Annotated in this window: 17 protein-coding genes and 2 pseudogenes; 12 read left to right on the forward strand and 7 right to left on the reverse strand. The window is 46.6% G+C overall.

The window, feature by feature from the left end:
• The first annotated feature begins 49 nt into the window (after nt 1–49).
• Complete coding sequence (locus UNITIG_RS22765; RefSeq protein WP_145999062.1) at nt 50–340, forward strand: hypothetical protein; 291 nt, start codon at nt 50–52, stop codon at nt 338–340.
• Between the two features lie 19 nt (nt 341–359).
• On the opposite strand, the gene UNITIG_RS02495 is transcribed toward UNITIG_RS22765, so the two are convergent.
• The 3 genes and pseudogenes from UNITIG_RS02495 to UNITIG_RS22770 all read right to left on the reverse strand — a co-directional run bounded on the left by UNITIG_RS02495 (nt 360) and on the right by UNITIG_RS22770 (nt 2,824).
• A complete protein-coding gene (locus UNITIG_RS02495; protein ID WP_101756947.1) occupies nt 360–761 on the reverse strand; it encodes a hypothetical protein in 402 nt (133 codons plus the stop codon).
• 43 nt (nt 762–804) lie between these two features.
• A complete protein-coding gene (locus UNITIG_RS02500) occupies nt 805–1,257 on the reverse strand; it encodes a DNA polymerase III subunit chi (protein WP_101756948.1) in 453 nt (150 codons plus the stop codon).
• 56 nt (nt 1,258–1,313) lie between these two features.
• Nucleotides 1,314–2,824: pseudogene (locus tag UNITIG_RS22770) on the reverse strand (leucyl aminopeptidase).
• Nucleotides 2,825–3,025: 201 nt separating this feature from the next.
• Here UNITIG_RS22770 and lptF point away from each other — a divergent pair.
• Together lptF and lptG are read left to right on the forward strand one after the other, a co-directional pair.
• A complete protein-coding gene (gene lptF / locus UNITIG_RS02515) occupies nt 3,026–4,141 on the forward strand; it encodes an LPS export ABC transporter permease LptF (protein ID WP_101756950.1) in 1,116 nt (371 codons plus the stop codon).
• A 15-nt stretch (nt 4,142–4,156) separates the two neighbouring features.
• Nucleotides 4,157–5,218 carry an LPS export ABC transporter permease LptG gene (gene lptG, locus UNITIG_RS02520; protein ID WP_101756951.1) on the forward strand — a complete coding sequence of 354 codons (1,062 nt, stop codon included), beginning with the start codon at nt 4,157–4,159 and terminating at the stop codon, nt 5,216–5,218.
• Between the two features lie 12 nt (nt 5,219–5,230).
• On the opposite strand, the gene UNITIG_RS02525 is transcribed toward lptG, so the two are convergent.
• The 3 genes from UNITIG_RS02525 to UNITIG_RS23010 all read right to left on the reverse strand — a co-directional run bounded on the left by UNITIG_RS02525 (nt 5,231) and on the right by UNITIG_RS23010 (nt 6,693).
• A complete protein-coding gene (locus tag UNITIG_RS02525; protein ID WP_101756952.1) occupies nt 5,231–5,713 on the reverse strand; it encodes an RDD family protein in 483 nt (160 codons plus the stop codon).
• A 115-nt stretch (nt 5,714–5,828) separates the two neighbouring features.
• Complete coding sequence (locus tag UNITIG_RS02530; protein WP_101756953.1) at nt 5,829–6,368, reverse strand: hypothetical protein; 540 nt, start codon at nt 6,366–6,368, stop codon at nt 5,829–5,831.
• Nucleotides 6,369–6,555: 187 nt separating this feature from the next.
• The gene (locus UNITIG_RS23010) at nt 6,556–6,693 is read right to left on the reverse strand and encodes a hypothetical protein (protein ID WP_159931059.1); all 138 of its coding nucleotides are present in this window, start codon (nt 6,691–6,693) and stop codon (nt 6,556–6,558) included.
• Here UNITIG_RS23010 and UNITIG_RS02535 point away from each other — a divergent pair.
• Both UNITIG_RS02535 and UNITIG_RS02540 read left to right on the forward strand, forming a co-directional pair.
• The gene (locus UNITIG_RS02535; RefSeq protein WP_101756954.1) at nt 6,692–7,375 is read left to right on the forward strand and encodes a response regulator transcription factor; all 684 of its coding nucleotides are present in this window, start codon (nt 6,692–6,694) and stop codon (nt 7,373–7,375) included. The two genes, UNITIG_RS23010 and UNITIG_RS02535, sit on opposite strands and share 2 nt — an antisense overlap.
• 17 nt (nt 7,376–7,392) lie before the next feature.
• Entirely contained in the window at nt 7,393–8,787 is a 1,395-nt protein-coding gene (locus UNITIG_RS02540; RefSeq protein ID WP_101756955.1) for a HAMP domain-containing sensor histidine kinase, read from the forward strand.
• 219 nt (nt 8,788–9,006) lie between these two features.
• Here the strand turns inward: UNITIG_RS02540 and UNITIG_RS02545 are convergent, their stop codons facing one another.
• The gene (locus UNITIG_RS02545; protein ID WP_101756956.1) at nt 9,007–9,756 is read right to left on the reverse strand and encodes a hypothetical protein; all 750 of its coding nucleotides are present in this window, start codon (nt 9,754–9,756) and stop codon (nt 9,007–9,009) included.
• 169 nt (nt 9,757–9,925) lie between these two features.
• Here UNITIG_RS02545 and UNITIG_RS02550 point away from each other — a divergent pair, with 169 nt between their 5' ends.
• From UNITIG_RS02550 to UNITIG_RS02570, 7 genes and pseudogenes are all read left to right on the forward strand, one after another.
• Nucleotides 9,926–11,002 carry an AraC family transcriptional regulator gene (locus UNITIG_RS02550; RefSeq protein WP_101756957.1) on the forward strand — a complete coding sequence of 359 codons (1,077 nt, stop codon included), beginning with the start codon at nt 9,926–9,928 and terminating at the stop codon, nt 11,000–11,002.
• A 265-nt stretch (nt 11,003–11,267) separates the two neighbouring features.
• Nucleotides 11,268–12,467 (forward strand): acetyl-CoA C-acetyltransferase, encoded by a 1,200-nt coding sequence (locus tag UNITIG_RS02555; RefSeq protein ID WP_101756958.1) that lies wholly within the window; start codon nt 11,268–11,270, stop codon nt 12,465–12,467.
• 166 nt (nt 12,468–12,633) lie between these two features.
• A pseudogene (locus tag UNITIG_RS23300) lies at nt 12,634–13,982 on the forward strand (3-hydroxyacyl-CoA dehydrogenase NAD-binding domain-containing protein); the annotation flags it as partial.
• Nucleotides 13,983–14,099: 117 nt separating this feature from the next.
• Nucleotides 14,100–14,387 (forward strand): hypothetical protein, encoded by a 288-nt coding sequence (locus tag UNITIG_RS23940; RefSeq protein WP_235015250.1) that lies wholly within the window; start codon nt 14,100–14,102, stop codon nt 14,385–14,387.
• A 32-nt stretch (nt 14,388–14,419) separates the two neighbouring features.
• Nucleotides 14,420–14,704: a hypothetical protein gene (locus tag UNITIG_RS23310; RefSeq protein ID WP_200821152.1), complete on the forward strand. Its 285-nt coding sequence runs from the start codon at nt 14,420–14,422 to the stop codon at nt 14,702–14,704.
• A 142-nt stretch (nt 14,705–14,846) separates the two neighbouring features.
• Nucleotides 14,847–17,510 (forward strand): EAL domain-containing protein, encoded by a 2,664-nt coding sequence (locus UNITIG_RS02565; protein WP_101756959.1) that lies wholly within the window; start codon nt 14,847–14,849, stop codon nt 17,508–17,510.
• A 58-nt stretch (nt 17,511–17,568) separates the two neighbouring features.
• A complete protein-coding gene (locus UNITIG_RS02570) occupies nt 17,569–17,886 on the forward strand; it encodes a BolA family transcriptional regulator (protein WP_101756960.1) in 318 nt (105 codons plus the stop codon).
• The last annotated feature ends 120 nt before the right edge of the window (nt 17,887–18,006 follow it).

Here is an 18,006-nt window from a genome sequence, read left to right on the forward strand (position 1 = left end):
CCAGTTGTTGGATGATCTCAACGGAACACTGTGATAAGCGCTGGCGTAATTGATCCTCGATAGTGGGTATCAACTCATCGACAATCTCCTGAATCAGCAGCTCTACATCCATAGAGTTAGTGATGGCGGGGCGCTGGCTGGCGATGCCACTTTCTCCGGGGTCGGGGTTTTTACTTCGTTAATTTCCGCTGTCAGTACTTCAGGTTTAATGCGTTCAGTTGCTGTTCGTTCAGGTACGGTGTTTTCAGTGAGTGGCTCGGGCTGTGGTATTTCAAGCTCGGCGGAATCCAGTTCCGAAAGCGCGGAGAGTTCCGGGAACAGGTCTTCCTGCTCTTCTTGATATGCTTCGCTCTCGGGAGTCAGTGCAGCGACAGTAGCTCCGGCAACCAGTGTCTGTAGAACCGGGGCAGTGATAGGTCCGGTGCTTGATCGGTAACATCATCGTTGACCTCTTCACTATCAGCAACAGTGTCGGTGGCAATATCTTCATCGAAATCACCGATATCAGCGCTGGTGGCCAGTTCGTCATCATTATCGAAGATGGAATTTAAATCTAACAGGCGATCGCTCGGTTTATCATCTGCTGCTACAGGCTGTGCCGCGGGTTGCCCATCAACGACATCATCTAACGTTGGAATATCAAGCGGTAAATCGCTGGCTTTGGGATCATCATCCAACAGTCCTTTGATGGATTGCAATTCATCCAGAAGTGCTTCTTTAGGGGATTTTCTGGATGGAAAGACTGGGTCGTTGCTGCTCATAATGGTGGCTCTTTATGGGTCTCGGTATTCTTTTGTTATTGGTTTAATGGGTTGGTCTTAAATCATGGGATTCCAGTTGGTAACCCCGGTTTCGGTAAAAGCGGAAGCTGTTGCGTGTGGCCTCCGTTATGGCTGGTGTTTGTACGACAATTTCTGCTACGCGATCAAATCGACTAAAAAATTCCGGCACGTCATTGGATAAGTTGATCAGTAAATCGTTGTGCTGGGCGGCGGATTGGTCGGCGTCGCCAAAGCCAATCTGTATCGATTGTGGTGTGGGAGATTCGCTGTTGGCTTGTTTCAGCCCGTGCGGTATAAAACTACTGCTACGCCAGCTCCACAGCAGCTGATCTAAAGCGTTAGCCTGTGCATTGTCATCGGTGTGTACATAAATTTGATGACCTAGCTTAAAGGCTTTCTCCACCAACCGACAGGCGAACAAATGGCGCTGTTCGATGTCGTCGGCGGAGAGGATATAAAAATCAACCTTGGTCATAGTGTTAGGCTAGCGTGTATTTGCACATTTGTCTCATGATAGTAATTTACTAAAACCTACCGGCTTTTGTTGATCAGGTATTGCGTCAGTAAACCTACCGGACGTCCAGTGGCACCTTTATCGCCCCCGATACCCACGCTGTGCCAGCAATGTCCAAATGTGCCCAGCGCATTTTTTTGGTGAAACGCGAGAGGAAACAGGCGGCTGTGATACTGCCGCCTTCCGGCCCACCAATGTTGGCGATATCAGCAAAGTTACTGTTAAGTTGTGGTTGGTAGTCATCCCACAAGGGCATATGCCAGGCGCGATCACCCGCTTGAATACCGGCGCTTAATAGTTCTTCGGCAAAATCATCCTCGTTGCTGTAGAGGCCGCTGGCATGCTTGCCTAATGCCACTACGCAGGCACCGGTGAGGGTGGCAATATCGATGATGGATTGCGGTTTAAAGCGTTCGGCATAGGTTAGGGCGTCACATAACACCAGGCGTCCCTCGGCATCGGTGTTTAGCACTTCAATGGTTTGCCCGGACATACTGGTGACTACGTCACCGGGCTTGGTGGCTGAGCCATTAAGTAAATTTTCAGCAGCGGCAATGACCGCCACTACGTTAATTTTTAAGCCTAATTCGGCGACTGAATTCATGGTACCGACGACGGATGCGGCGCCACACATGTCATATTTCATTTCATCCATTTTGGCGCCGGTTTTTGATACTGATACCGCCGCTGTCAAAGGTAATGCCCTTGCCCACGAGTACATGGGGACGCTGGGTTTTGGCTGCGCCCTTGTATTCCATGATGATAAGTTTGGCGGGTTGGTCAGTACCGGCGGTGACTGAAAGCAATGAGCCCATGCCCAGCTCGCGCATTTTCTTTTCTTCAATCACTGAAACGCTCAGTTTGGGATATTTACGGCCAAGCCCTTTGGCTTGCTTGGCTAAATAGGTCGGCGTACAAATATTGGCCGGTAGGTTACCCAGTTCCTTGGCGGTGTTCATTCCTTGAGCAATAGCTTTGGCTTGAGCAATGGCGTTACGAATGTCGGCATTGGGGCCGCATTATAAGTGATTCGTTTCAAGCTGGCAGCGGGTTTGGCTTTGCTTAGTGTTTTGCTGTAGCGATAACTATTGCTACCGGCGGTCAGTGCGAATTGTGCAGCCATCCAGGCGGTATCCTGATCAGCAACGGTAAGCTCTTCAAGTAACACGCTGGCGTTGGTAATGTGGCTGCGTTCCAGTGTGCTTAAACAAGCTGTGACCAGTTTTTTAAAATCGGTTGCCGATAGTGCTTTGCCATTACCGCAACCCAGTAACAGTAACCGCTCGGCTTTGATGCCGGTAACAGCAGGTAATAGTAATGTGGTACCAAGTTCACCCTTGCCGTCACCACGGCTGACCATCCGTTGGATGATACCGCCTGCCGCTTTATCGATTTGTTTGGCCGTTTTGGATAATTGGCTGCCAGCGCTTTTGCTTTTAGCTGTGGTGCTAGCGCTAAAGATGGGTACCACCAGACAAGGGCTGCTAATTGATTCTGGCGCGGCAAGGGCTTTGGCGACAACATCCATAAGGTGTTCCTTTTGATTATTTAAGTCAGGATAAAATTAACGACATCAGCAACGGTTTGATAGATAATAACCTTATTCAAGCCGCGTGTGTTGCGTGTTCGGGTAACGCTAGTGTAATAGGTCACGATGGTGCTTGAAAGCGTAAACAACTAAAAAAATGATGACTTTTACTTCTACCTTCATTCCGGGAAATATTCAGCAGTGATTTTGTTCCGTTATCTAACCAAGGAAATTCTGGTCAGCATGTTTGCGGTCAGTGTGACCTTGTTAGTGATTGTAATGAGTGGTCGCTTTGTAAAATATTTGGCGCAGGCTGCAGCTGGTGAGCTCGCCCCTGATGTTGTGCTTACTATTATGATGTATCGGGTACCCAGCTTTTTGGAGTTGGTGCTGCCGCTGGGTTTATTTATCGGTATTCTATTGGCCTATGGCCGGCTCTATGTCGAAAGTGAAATGACGGTGATGTCGGCCTGTGGCATGTCAACCAAGCGGCTGGCGTTGTTTACCCTTGCCCCCTCAATTCTGGTTGCCGCGGTAGTGGGTTATATGAGCCTTTATGCCAGCCCAATCGGTATGGGTAAGGCGCAGGATATTTTTAAAGATGCAGATAACGCTAGTGGTTTGGAATTGTTGGTAGCAGGTCGGTTCCGGATTGACGAAAAAGAGGGGCGGGTCAGTTATATCGAACAGCTGAATAATCGTGAAAATACTATGCGCGAAGTATTTTCCGCCTCGCAGACGGGTGACAAGAACGGTGAGCAATTATCGATTGTATTCGCTGAGAAAGCCGCTATTGAGATAGATGAAGCAACTCTGGGGCGTTATCTGGTGCTGGAAAATGGCTATCAGTATATTGGTGCGCCGGGACAACTGAATTTTCGGGTGACACATTTTGAAAAGTTTGGTCAGTTGGTCAAAGAGCCGGAGCGTCAACGCAGCAGTTATAAGCGCACCGACGCACGCACCACTGAGCAATTATTAACGTCGGACAAGCTGGAAGATAAGGCGACCTTGCAGTGGCGTATTTCGCTGATTATTTTAGTGCCTATCATTGCATTGATTGCACAAGCGCTTAGCAAAACCAATCACCGTAAAGGTCGCTACGTAAAAATGCTGCCGGCCTTTTTGATTTATATTTTTTATTTAGTCGGGCTTAATGCCGCTCGTGACGCGATTGAAAAACAACAATTACCGCTTGAGCTAGGTATGTGGTGGGTACACGGGGTGTTTCTGCTGATAGCGTTGCTGCTACTGTTTGGTCAGGATGCTTATCGACGCCTACGTAACTTAAATTCTCCGCCGGTGAGAACTGCATGATGGGTTGGCAAGGTGATGCGTAAGTTAAGCCGTTATTTATCGACTGTTATTTTTTCCAGTATCACGCTGGTATTGTTGTTGTTATTGGGCCTGGATTTAATTGCTGCATTGATTGATGAAACCGATAAGCTGGATGACCGATACACTTTTTTAAATGCCCTGCAGTTTGTGTTGCTCTCGGTACCTGGCAATGTCTTTGATTTTTTACCTTTTGCCGCGTTGGTGGGTTGTCTGGCCGGTTTGGGGGCATTGGCGAATAATAGCGAGCTAGTGGTTATTCGTAGCGCCGGTGTTTCTACCGCGAGGGTTGTGTGGATGGTAATGCGGCCTGCACTGGTGCTCATGTTAATAGGGATGGCGGTAAGTGAATACATTGCGCCCAGAACCGAAAGTATTGCACAAAGCCAGCGGGCTATCGCTTTGCGTGATGCGGGAAGTGTCGTCAGTGAAGATGGCTTGTGGCATCGCGAAGCCAATCAATTTATGCATTTTAATGTGGTGCAGCCTAATGGCGTGTTATACGGCGTAACCATTTTTCAATTTAATCAACAGCGACAATTACAGACAGCACTCTATGCTGAACGCGCTATATATCAGTCGGGGCAGTGGTTGCTGGAGGATTTGGTTGAAACGCGTTTCACTGCCGGGCAGTTAAGCAAAGTAACCGATAGGTCGAGGTCTTGGCAGACTAAACTGTCGCCTGAGCTGTTGAATATATTGGTGCTTGATCCCATTGATTTATCGATTGAAGGTTTGTATCAGTACGCGGGGTATTTGGACGGGCAGGGCTTAAATAGCGGTAGTTATCGGTTGGCCTTCTGGAAAAAAGTATTGCAACCCTTATCGACAGTGTCATTAGTATTAATTGCAATTTCTTTTATTTTTGGTCCATTGCGGGAAGTTACGATGGGCTATCGTATTTTTATCGGTGTGTTGATAGGCATTATCTTTCGCACCGCGCAGGATATGCTGGCGCCAGCTAGTCTGGTGTACGGGTTTCAGCCCATCTATGCATCGTTGGTACCGATTTTAGTTTGCTCGGTGGTCGGTTGCTGGTTTTTGCGTAAGGCCAATTAAGGTTTCTAGCCGCTATTTTTTGGTTTTTTTGGGTAGCACTACCATCCGTGATTTTGACCAGCGATCGTGCCAGCTATAGCCATTTTTGTCGATCCATATCCACCAATACCCGGCCCCTAAGCACATTAAAGAAATACCGGCGCAGCCTAAGCGCAACAGGCACTGCCGCCAGCTGATCCGGTTACCTTCAAGGTCTTCTATTTGTAAGCGCCAGGCCTGCATGCCCAGAGTTTGACCGTTTTTATGCCAGAACCAGCAAAAAAAACTGCAATAAATGACCAGTATATAAATTTGAAAGGGCCAACCATCAACCAGCGTCGGTAATTCATGCACTACATCTTCGTTGTTGATGGTTTGCTGTGGGTTGCTTGGGAGAAACACTGTTGGAATGGTCGCGGCGAATAACACGGCAAATACCAAAAGGGCATCGTAAATCATGGCGATCAGGCGGCGGATCACGCCGGCGGTAGGTAAAGCTGCAGCAGTTGTAGACATAAAGTGGCGTATTATTTGTGTGATTAGAAGGCGGCTACTGAAAGTGGCGCCATTCTAGCAGATCAACGCGGGGGAGCAATCAACAGGGTAGTAGGGTGCTTGTAAGAGCGGCGATTTAGAATTCGTATTTGATACCGAGCTTCACCTTGTCACCGGATACGCGCAGTCGATAATCAATTTGCGATAGGGTATCGATAACCATTGTATCTTCGTCGTCACCGCTTAGCGTGGACGCTTTACCGTACTTGGACTTGTACCAGGCTTTTAATCCTCTGCGTAGGATTTTACCTGCAGCATTACCGCCTTCCGAGGACCGGTAGTCTGCTTTATATTGCTCCATCCATAAATAATTAAAGGCCAAATCATTTTCACTGTCGGTATTGGTGACTACCAGATCGCTATGCAGGTGAGCTGGCAATACCCGGTTTAGCAAGCGTTGTTGTGGGCTGGTAATTGCAGCACTGCTATTGATGTTGTTGATGTATTGATAGTGGAGGTTACTGCCAGAGTCAGCCAGCGTGTTGCTGCTCAGTAGGCAGGCAAGCGCAGTGCCTAAAAAAAGAAGAGCCAATGATATCCGCTGGTGATCAGTATCACGTCGAACGGTATTTTGGGTGTTCTGCTGAGTTGTTGCGAGTGTATATTGTCGATACATCTTAACCCCCTCGAGCTCACTGCTTGACTACCAAGGTAGAGATTTACCGGCTGCTTGAATAGTTAAAATTCACACTTTCTAACAGGTTGTGACTGAGTTGGTTGTTTTAGCCGGCATTTTTTGGGTTTTTATACCTATATAGTCTATAAACCAGAAAATATAGGCAGTAAGGTTTGCTCCCGATAAGCTAGCCAGTATTAGCATTAAGTATTATTAATGCTCTGGAAAACTGACGTTTATAACAGTTAATGATAATGTTCGCCTCTGTTGGCGCAGTCATCTGTTGGTCAACGACGGTAAATAACATAACAAACGGGGTTTGCATGCGCATTCTTTTAATCGAAGACGATAGTAGTGTTGCGGATTACATTATCAAGGGCTTGAAACAAAGCGGGTATACCGTTGATCATTCCGGTGATGGTAAGCAAGGGCTGTTTTTAGCCAGTAGTGAAAATTACGATGTCATGGTGATAGATCGGATGCTGCCCAATGTGGATGGTCTGACGATTATTCAAACGCTTAGAGCTTCTGATAACAAAACGCCGGTTTTGATCCTCAGTGCGTTAGGTGAAGTGGATGACCGCGTGAAAGGCTTAAAGGCTGGCGGGGATGATTATCTGGTTAAACCTTTCGCCTTCGCTGAATTGTTAGCCCGGATTGAAGCGATTCTTCGTCGGCAGCAATCCAGTACTACCCAAACCAAGTTGAAGGTTGCTGATCTGGAAATGGATTTGCTTGCTCATAAAGTGGTGCGCAATGGCGAGGGCTTTAATCTGCAGCCCAGAGAATACAAATTGCTTGAATACTTAATGAAGCATGCTGGGCAAGTAGTGACGCGTACCATGTTGCTGGAAAATGTCTGGGAATATCACTTTGATCCACAAACCAACGTTATCGATGTGCATATCAGTCGCCTGCGACAAAAAATTGATAAAGGTTTTGATAAGCAGTTGCTTTCCACCGTGCGTGGTGCCGGCTATATGTTGCATGATCCTGACGCCGCTTAAGGCGTCAGTTACTTTCTATGATTATTAACAAAGTTCTCGCCAGTTACACATTTCGATTTATGTCGATTTATGTGGCTTGCCTTAGTGTTGCCAGCCTGGTTGTTCTAACCCTGGTGTACGCTACTATCTCCTATGATTATTTTGCTGAACTTTCAGATTCAATCACCAACGAATTAAAAGAGTTGCGTGCTGTTTACGAGCAGGGTGGAGCTGCCGAAGTAGATACTTTGGTGGATGAAAAAATTCGTAAAGAGTATCGCAGTCGGTTTTTTTATTTGGTGGTGGATAAGGATTATAAAAAAATTGCTGGCAATCTCGATGAATGGCCTGAATTTAAACAATACGGTGAAGGTTGGCTCAGTTTTCAGCTGGACATATTAGCTTGGGATGGGGAGGCCATTGATGTTGGTTTTGTCGCCCGCACTGAACAACTAGATAACGGTTCACAGGTATTAGTCGCCCGTCATTACGATGACATTATCTATTATGCGAATTTGGTTGGCGGTGCATTGGTTCGCAGCATGGTGGTAACGATTGTATTGGGCGCAATTGGTGGTGCGATTTTGGCGGGCATCAATGTTAAACAACTGGATACCGTGAATAAAACACTGCAACGAATTATGTCCGGTGATTTATCTGAGCGTATCGGAACGAATAATCAGCGCGGTGAAATGCGGGAGCTTATTTTTAGTATCAATAGAATGCTGGACCGCATTCAAACCTTGATGGCCGGTGTGCGGCAGGTTTCCGATAATATTGCACACGATTTGCGTACGCCGCTGACACGCTTGCGTAATCATCTGACGCAATTACACGGTCAAATTGATCATGAGAATGAAGAGACCGTGCAGCATTTAATTGAAGAAGCCGATAGTTTGCTGTCGACATTTAATGCGCTATTGCGGATTGCACGCGTAGAGTCCGGTTCTCGCCGCGAAGGATTTGCGATGCTGGATTTAAAAGTGATTATGCTCGATGTGGTGGAGTTATATGAACCTTTAGCGTTGGATAAAGCCATTACCATGACAGAGTCATTAGCGGATGGTATGCAGTTGCATGGTGACCGTGATTTATTATTCCAGGCTTGCGCAAACCTTATTGATAATGCGATTAAATACACGCCAGAGCAGGGTAATATTCATATTCAATTGGAACATATCGAAGATCAGGATTCTTTGGGTTGTGCGCTAATTTCAGTTGCCGATAGTGGCGCGGGAATTCCTGGTAAAGATAAAGCAAAAGTATTTCGTCGCTTTTTCCGGGTTGAGACCAGTCGTAGCGAGCAACCGGGTAACGGCTTGGGTTTAAGTTTAGTGTCTGCGGTTGTGAAGTTGCACGACGGGGATATTAGTCTGTTCGATAATGATCCCGGTTTGCGAGTTGAAATGACGTTGCCTTTATCGCGGGCTTGATTGTTTATTTAAACGTTCAATTTTTAAGGGCAGTACTAAGCGAGTAGCGTTAAGCTAGATAATCCAGTGTTTATGCGCATTCCTGACGCGATCGGGGACAAAAGCACGAAGTGCGTTGAGCGCCTGTTATATTTAAGGCAGCCCTGTAAGGTATACCCAAAACGCTTCACGGGGCAGGCTCAGCGGAGCAAATCATTCAGCATCTGGGCTGCGAATCATTTAGTCATTGGCAATACTTAAATGCGTTGTATCAGGTGCCGGTGGCGGTTCCGGTTTGGTCTGGCCTTCCAGTATATCCGCGCCAGGTTCTGCCATGCTGATGGCGCTGGTATCGGGATTAAGTGGCGGTAAGTCTGAAGGTATCTGTTCCAGCTCACTACCTGCAGGAGCCAGGGTGATGTCATCAATATCTAGTGGTAACGGCGGCGGTGAATCCGGTTTTTCAACCAGTAAATCTTCGCCTACAGTGGCGACGGAGATGTGGCTGGTATCAGGCGGGGGTGGCGGGGGTGCGGTAGGAATCGCTTCCGGCTCCATGAAAGCTGATACCATTTTTATTGCACTGGTATCGACATTATTTTCTACTGGTTGTGACTTTTCGCTTTGCTTTAATACATCACTGCCGACCGCTGCCAGCGACCAATCCTCTTCGGCTTGAGGCTGGGTGGTTGACTCGGTCTGGGCCTGAACAGGTGCTGCTGGAGTCGCTGATGCAGTGTTAGCTGCGGCCGCGGCTTGCTGGGTTTTAACGGCGACTAATAATCCAGCTTGGTGCAGCGCAGCCTTATATTTTAATGCGCCCGCTTTATCGACGCCGCGTTTTAATGCTTGCGGCTTGCCAGTAAATAATTTGGCCATTTTTTCTGGTGTACTTTTAAACAGTTTGGCGACATTGATCTTGGCTGTTTCAACATCAGTGCCTTCAACGAGTTGGCCGGTAAAGTAAATGTCGTAAAGGGGGTGGTCCATTGCAAGCCTGCTTATCAGCGTGTTTTTAATAGTATAGAAGATATTTAATAGCTTATGGTATAGCGCCTGGAATTCAACTTGAACGGGCGAAATGCTAGTATTCACCGGGTTAGCGATAGCCTAACTATGATCCAGCTCACAAAAAACTGCAGAAAGAACCCAACGTTGTATGAATGCTGAAACTGTCCCCACACGCTTTGCCAATTCACTGCTTAATCTAGTGCTAGAGCGCGGCTATGATTATTCCGGCATGCTGACTGTCGCAGGGATTGATTTCGACCCCCGTAAACCCCGACAGAGTGACTATCGGCAGGAAATTACGGCAATGCAGTACAGTAAGCTGTATCAGCAGGTCTTAAGTCTGTTGCAGGACGAAACCTTCGGTTTGAGCTTTGGTCAGGGGGTGACGCCAGGCGCATTCAGGATGATGTGCTACTGCATTTTGGGTTGCGAGAACTTAGGGGTGGCCATTAAACGGACCTGTGAGTTTTATCGCACCTTTTTTGATGCTGATGCGCAGATTACCATGAGTCTTGATCAGGAGTTAGTGATTGTAGGGTATCGCGGTTCGCCGGCTAAAAATGGTATTGCTACGGATGCAATGCCGGAGGTGGAAGCAACGGATGCTTATAGCCTTTCGGTGTGGCACCGTTTTTTTTGTTGGCTTACCGGCCGCTCAATGAAGCTGAGTACCGTACATTTTCGAGGTGCGGCACCGGCCACAGAAGAAAAAATAGAAAAATACCAGCAATTATTTAATTGCCCCATTCATTATGGGCAGCAGCGTGATGAAATTATCTTTGCTGCATCCTATCTGACAAGTCCGTTGGTGCACACTGAGCAATCATTAAAAGATTTTCTGCGTACTGCGCCTTATCAATTAATGGTAATCAATCCGGATGCCAGCACCAGTAGTCTGGTGACGCGGGTAAGGGCATTGATTGGTCATGATTTTAGCCAGGGTTTTCCCAGTTTTGAAAAAATTACAGACTCGCTAAATATGTCAGCACCCACATTGCGGCGCAAGTTAAAAAAGGAAGGCACCACTTTTCAGCAATTAAAAGATGAGTGTCGACGTGACGCTTCCCTGGCCTATTTATCCAATCCGGATTTATCGATCAATGCGGTGGCTGCATTGATGGGGTTTACTGACCCCAGTGCTTTTCATCGCTCATTTAAAAAATGGACCGCGATGACGCCTGGTGAATTCAGGCAGCAAGAACACAGTGAATCAACGCGGGATTAACTAAGCTCCATGAGTTCATCAGGTATTGGCAGCGCTTGTTTTAACGGAATCAATACTATTCCAGCACTGCTGTCACGCGGTGAAAATATGCCACTGGCCATTGACCGTAAATGTTATTGTGTTTCAGTGGCTTGCGGTTAAATTAGATACCCTGAAATGAGCCTGTGTGGATGATGCCTTAGCTTCACATGCGCAGCTTTAAAAAGACGCATAAATATCAGTCAAGTCGCGAAGTCGTCGCGCCAGTAACCTAGGTAGGAAAAACATGGCAACAACAGCATATATTTACGATGCGATTCGTACGCCCCGTGGCAAGGGTAAAGTCGGTGGCGGTTTGTATGAAGTTAAACCGATTGATCTGGTCGCGGGTTTAATGGAAGCGATGAAAGAGCGCAACGATTTGGATACCTCCAGAGTAGAGGATTTAATTATTGCGACGGGTGAGCCGGTAAATGAGCAGGGACAAAATATTGCCAAGACTGCAGTGACGTACTCCAGTTGGGATAACATTACTACTGGTACCCAAATTCATCGCTACTGTGCCGGTGGTTTGGATGCGGTTAATATGGCTGCTGCGAAAGTGCTTGCCGGTTTTGAATCGATGGTGGCCGCTGGTGGCGTTGAGTCAATGTCCCGGCTTGGAATTGGCGCTTCCGGTGCAGCGCAAGGCGATGCCTGGGTTGCTATGAAAACCTATGGTATTTCCCAGGGCTTGGGTGCTGATATGGTCGCGACGATGGATGGTTTCAGCCGTGAAGATGTAGACCGTTATGCGGTTATGTCGCAGCAGCGTGCTGCCCATGCCGAGCAAAATGGTTATTTCAAATCACAGGTTCCGGTGGTTGATATCAATGGTGTCACTATTTTGGATAGAAACGAATTAATTCGTCCCACCTCAATGGATAATCTCACCAAGTTAAATCCTTCCTTCAAAATGTTTAATGATTTTGGTCATGGCGATATCGCCCGTTTGCGCTATCCCGAATTGCAGGAAATTATCAATGTACATACGCCGGGTAATTCTTCCGGTGTGGTTGATGGCGCTGGCTTGGTGCTGGTAGGTAATGAGCAGGCTGGTAAAGATACCGGGTTGGCCCCGAGAGCGCGCATTGTCGCTTGTGCTTTAACCGGCACTGAGCCAACGATAATGTTAGATGGTCCGGTGCCTGCAACGCTGAAAGTGTTGAAGCAGGCTGGAATGACCGCGGATGATATTGATTTATTTGAGCTCAACGAAGCGTTTGCATCAGTCGTGTTGCGCTTTCAGCAGCGCATGGGAGTCGCCGATGACCGTATCAATGTCAATGGTGGTGCGATTGCGATGGGTCATCCTATTGGTGCTACCGGTGCGATGATTTTAGGGACGTTATTGGATGAGCTGGAGCGTCGCGATTTACAGCGTGGCTTGATCACACTCTGTGCCGGCGGTGGTATCGGTATCGCCACCATTATTGAGCGTGTGTAAGCACTAATTGAATTAATCACGGAACAAGTTGGCAACGCTAATGGCGTTAAAGATTTTTCCGACAACCAGTAAAGCGAGTAAGACAATGGGATATATCCGTTTAGAAAAAGACAGTGACGGCATTGTAGAACTAATTTTTGATCAGCCTGGAAAATCAGTGAATACCATGGGCGTTGAATACGATGAAGCTATGCAAAAAGCCATCGTAGAATTGCAGGCAATGGTGGCTGCAGGTGGTGTCATTGGGGTTTATGTACGCAGTGGTAAAAAGGATCAATTTTTTGCCGGTGGCGACATCACTGAAATGTTAGCCATGGATTTAAATTGTTCGGTTGAGGAAAAGACCGACATGTACAACGGTATTATGAAAACCAAAGCACCGTTGCGCTTATTGGAAACTTTGGGGGTGCCCGTTGCGGTCGGTATTAATGGCCCGGCATTGGGTGGTGGTTATGAAATTGCTTTGGCTTGTCACTATCGAGTGGCGGTTAAAGGTGTTCAGGTCGGCTTGCCTGAGGGCATGATTGGTTTAATGCCGGGTGCAGGTGGTGTTGTCCGTTTAACGCGGTTGTTAGGCATGCAGGAAGCGATTGGTTTAATTAGTCAAGGCCGTCGTTTGAAGGCTGAAAAAGCTTTGGAAAAAGGCATGTTGGATGAACTGGTTGACTCCGAAGAAGCCTTGGCGGCAGCAGCAAAAGCCTGGATTAAAGCTAATCCGGAAGCAAAGCAGCCATGGGATACTGATGGCTACCAGCTGCCAGGTGGCGCCCATGATGATCCGGCTAATCAGGGCTTAACCTACTTTGGCCCGGTTAATGTGGTGGCGCAGACAAAAGGTTTAATGCCTGCTCAAGAAGCTATTTTTGCCTGTGTGATTGATAGCGTTAAGGTTGATTTTGATACGGCACAAAAAATTGAAGGACGGTATTTTTTAAGTCTGCTATTGGACCAAACCTCGCGCAATATGATGACGGCTTTTTTTGTGCAGATGGAAGCGTTGAATAAAGGTGCTAGCCGCCCGGATGGCTTTGCAAAATCAACGGTTAAAAAATTGGGAATACTGGGTGCTGGTCAAATGGGCGCAGGTATCGCGGTAATGGCCGCGCAGAAAGGTATTGAGGTGGTGCTCAAAGATATCAGCCAGGAAAATGCTGACAAAGGTATCGCTTATGTAAAAGCCAGCTACGCAAAGAATAAACGGGTGAGTGATGAGCAGGCGGAGCAATACTTGGCGCGAATTAAGGCGACTGCAGATTACGCTGATATTGCAGGCTGCGACATTGTTATAGAAGCGGTGTTTGAGGATCGGGGGTTAAGGCTGCAGTGACGAAAGAGTGTGAAGCACTGTTGGCGGAAAGCGCAGTATTTGCCTCTAATACCTCGGCACTTCCGATTACTGAATTGGCTGAGGCTAGTGGCAATAAAGCCAACTTTATTGGTATGCACTTTTTCTCGCCGGCAGAGAGAATGCCGTTAGTAGAGATCATCAAAGGTAGAGAAACTTCTGATGAAACCTTGGCTAAGGCCTTTGATTTAGCGCAACAATTAGGCAAAACGCCCATTGTCGTCAATGATGCACCAGGTTTTTTTACTACCCGGACTATTGCATCGACGATAACCCAGGGGGCGGAGATGGTTTGTGAGGGTGTTAACCCGGTATTAATCGAATCAGCTGCCCGTGATAACGGTTCTCCGGTTGGGCCCTTGGCGGCAATCGATGAGATTAGTCAGGAAACGGCCTATAAAAATGGTCAGCAAGCCAAGGCTGATGCCGAGTCACAAGGTAAGGTCTTTGCTGAAACGGCGGCTGGCACACTGGTTGGTCGTATGGTTAATGAGTTTGGCCGCAAAGGAAAAGTACACGGCGGGGTTACTATGAATATCCCGAAGGCGGTAAAAAGTTCATCTGGCCCGGTTTGAAGGAGCTCTTCGCAGCTGATGGCTATGTCAATATGTCTTATCAAGACATTAAAGATCGCTTGTTGTTCTGCCAGTGTTTGGAAGCGGTTCGTGCGATGCAGGAAGGCGTTATCGATAGTGTCGGCGATGCAAATATCGGTTCAATAATGGGTATTGGCTTTCCCGCGCAGACCGGTGGTGTGTTTCAGGCGATTAACGCTTATGGGCTTAGCGCTTTTGTTGCGCGTAGCAAAGAGTTAGCGGCCAAGTATGGAGAGGTATTCGAGCCGCCGCAGCTATTGATTGATCGGGCAGCCAGTGGCGAGTTATTTGTGTAATTATTTGCTGGTAGTTTAATCAATAAAGGCGATATTTTCGGATGTCGCCTTTTTTTTATCGCTCTATTCCCGGTAGAGGTTTTATCCTGAAAATTCTGGTCTACACTAGTACTCATATACCACTAAACCCTGCGAACATGGAATGAGCGTTAACCAGTCCACTTCCTATAAAAATTTACCCAGTGCCGTCACTCTTTTCCGCTTGTCGGAACCGATAGATATTCGTCTGCCTGCTGATCAGCAGGTGCAGATTATTATGTCCCAAGCTCAGCTAGCAGAGTTCTATATCGTAGATGGTGCGATGAGTAGCGGTGACCCAGAACGCATGCGTGGTCTAAGTATGCAGCAAATTGCCAGTTATGCTGAGCTTGGCGATGTGGATTTACATAATGAGCGTCTGCGAAAACGGTTACATGATTTTGTGATAGCGGATTACATTCTTGAAGATTTATCGACTGAATGGGTTGTGGCAGGCGAGCGACTCCATTTCAAGAGTTCTTATCATGGTTTTGTTGAATCCGGGTTGTTGCGAGCTGTCTTATTAATACACCGAGACCAAAGTGTTAGCCGTATGCAGGAGCAGTTAGTGTCGAATATTGCCCAAACCTTGGCCGCAGAGTCTGGTGAATCTTTTTTTATTCATCTTGCAAAAAAACTGGCAGAAACTTTGGGTTTGGATTACTCCGCGGTTGCAGAGTCTACTCCGGAACAGGGTGATGGCATGGTTAATATGCTTGCCTTTTATGGCGGCGCTGTTAAGTATGAGCACATCGAAAATACTTTTTGCTTGAAAGATACACCAGGCTACGAGGTATTGGGCGGGATTGCTAAAGTATATCGTTCAGGTGTGGCGGATATGTTTCCTAAGGATGAGTTTTTAAGTCGCTTAGGCATCGAAAGTTATATCGCGGTACCCATTATCGGCGAGAAATATCAACAGTTAGGTTTGATTTCATTAATGCACAGCAGTGAAATCCCAAATATTGATTTAGCCCGTTCAGTATTAAATATTTTTGCCATTCGTGCCTCTGCAGAAATAGGCCGGCGTAGAATTGAGGAAGAAAAAAATAAAACCGAGCAGCAGCGGCAAATGTTTATCGAAAATAATTCTAGCGGCATGTTTGTAGTTGATGTGGTACCACCAATGCCGGTGACGCTATCGGTTCCTAAGCAGGTGCAGTGGTTGGCAGAGTATAGCAAGATAGTGGATTGTAATATTGCCTTTACTGATTTACTCGGAAAAAATGGCAAGGCTGAATTGGTGGGGGGCGGTATATTAGGTGATATTCAATATGATTACGCCACTCAGGCTAGAGACTTTATTGCCGAAAATTATCTGTTTCGTGATCATGTAGTTCACTTGTCTACTGAGCAGGCAAGTGATCTTTGGGTATCGACAAATTTATCCAGTGTCGTAGTTGATAATCAGTTAACTCGAATTTTTGGTGTAATGACGGATGTAAGTGACCGCGTTCGCCATACACGTGACATGGAATACCGCGCCAATCATGATGGCTTAACCGGATTACCCAATAGAAGCTATTTTGTTGAGCAATTGGAAAAGGTAATAGCAGTATCTTCTACTAATAATCAGCATGCATTATTTTTATTGGATCTTGACGGTTTCAAGGAAGTGAATGATACCCTGGGTCATGAAACTGGCGATTATTTGTTAAAGCAAATAGGCCCGCGATTAGAACCTGTTTTGGTTGGTCATAATACTACGCTGGCCCGTCTGGGCGGCGACGAATTTGCGGTTTTAATTGAGGACTATGAATCGGTTGACGCAATAACTGCGTTGGCTTCAGCATTAATGCAGGAAATTAAATCACCGTTCACTATTAACGAGTTAGAGCTAGTAGTGGGTGGAAGTGTAGGGATAGCGCTATACCCAACCAACAGTGACTCTGTATCCTCATTGATGCGTTGTGCGGATGTGGCAATGTATCAAGCAAAGCAGCAATCAAGAGACCACTGCTTATATAACAGTGCCAGTGATCATTATTCGGTGCGCCGGCTGTCATTGATGATGGATATTCGTCAGGCTATTAGTAATGACGAGCTGCGTTTATTTTATCAGCCAGTGATTGATTTGCAGACCAATGAAGTAGTGGGCTTCGAAGCGCTGGTACGTTGGATGCACCCACAGCTAGGTCTCTTGCCCCCTGTCGAGTTTATACCGCTAATTGAATTGACTGATATGATTATGCCGGTAACCTGGTGGGTGGTTGAAACGGCTATCCAGCAATTAGCTGAATGGCAAAAAATGGGATGGCAATATTCTATTGCGGTGAATGTTTCTACCCGTAATTTAATTGATGTTGGCTTTGTCAGTTTTATTGATAATTGCCTGCAGCGCTATCAGGTAGATGGCTCAAAGTTGGAAATAGAAATTACCGAAAGCACCTTGATGGCGGACCCGGATAAAGCGCGTCAAGTGTTGCAATCCATTGCCGCCTTGGGCGCACCTATATCCATTGATGATTATGGAACTGGTTATTCATCCTTGGCGTATTTAAGAAGCTTGCCAATCAATACCTTAAAAATTGACCGTACTTTTATCAGTCAGATGATGGCACATAATGAAGATCAAATTATTGTCAATTCAACGGTGCAGCTGGCTCATAATTTGGGTTTGAATGTGACTGCTGAAGGCATTGAAGATTTGCAAATCATTGATACTTTAAAGCAATTGGGTTGCGATAAAGGACAGGGCTATTTTTATTGTAAGCCGGTACCTGTTGATGAGCTGGAAGTATGGCTGTCGTTATATAATCGTCAGAGCGTGTTAAGCAAGGCGCAATAAGCGTTGCTATTAAGAATCTAGCACTATTCTGAAATTTAAATTAGCTATTGGATTTTTTATGAGTGTCCAGTCTGACATTGAATCAAAACTGTCTTCCTCGCTGTCACCTTTGTTTTTAGATGTGCTCAATGAAAGTCATATGCACAGCGTCCCTCCAAATTCAGAAACTCATTTCAAAGTCGTTGTAGTGTCCGCGGAATTTGATAGCAAGCGCAGCGTTGCCCGTCACCAAATGATTTATAAGGTGTTGGCCGATGAACTGGCTGGCCCGGTGCATGCGTTAGCGCTGCATACTTATACAGCCGATGAGTGGCAGCAGCGTAATAATTTGGCGCCTGATTCACCTGACTGTTTAGGTGGCAGTAAAGCTGACTAGTACGGCTTAAATTACCATTCTTTTATCATTGCTCTGGCGGATTGTTTTTTAATGCTCATCCGTTACTCTTGCTTGGTTAATTTTTTGATTGATGTTATCTGCGATGTGATAACCGTTGCT

This window comes from Oceanicoccus sp. KOV_DT_Chl (assembly GCF_900120175.1).
Classification (GTDB): Bacteria; Pseudomonadota; Gammaproteobacteria; order Pseudomonadales; family Dasaniaceae; genus Oceanicoccus.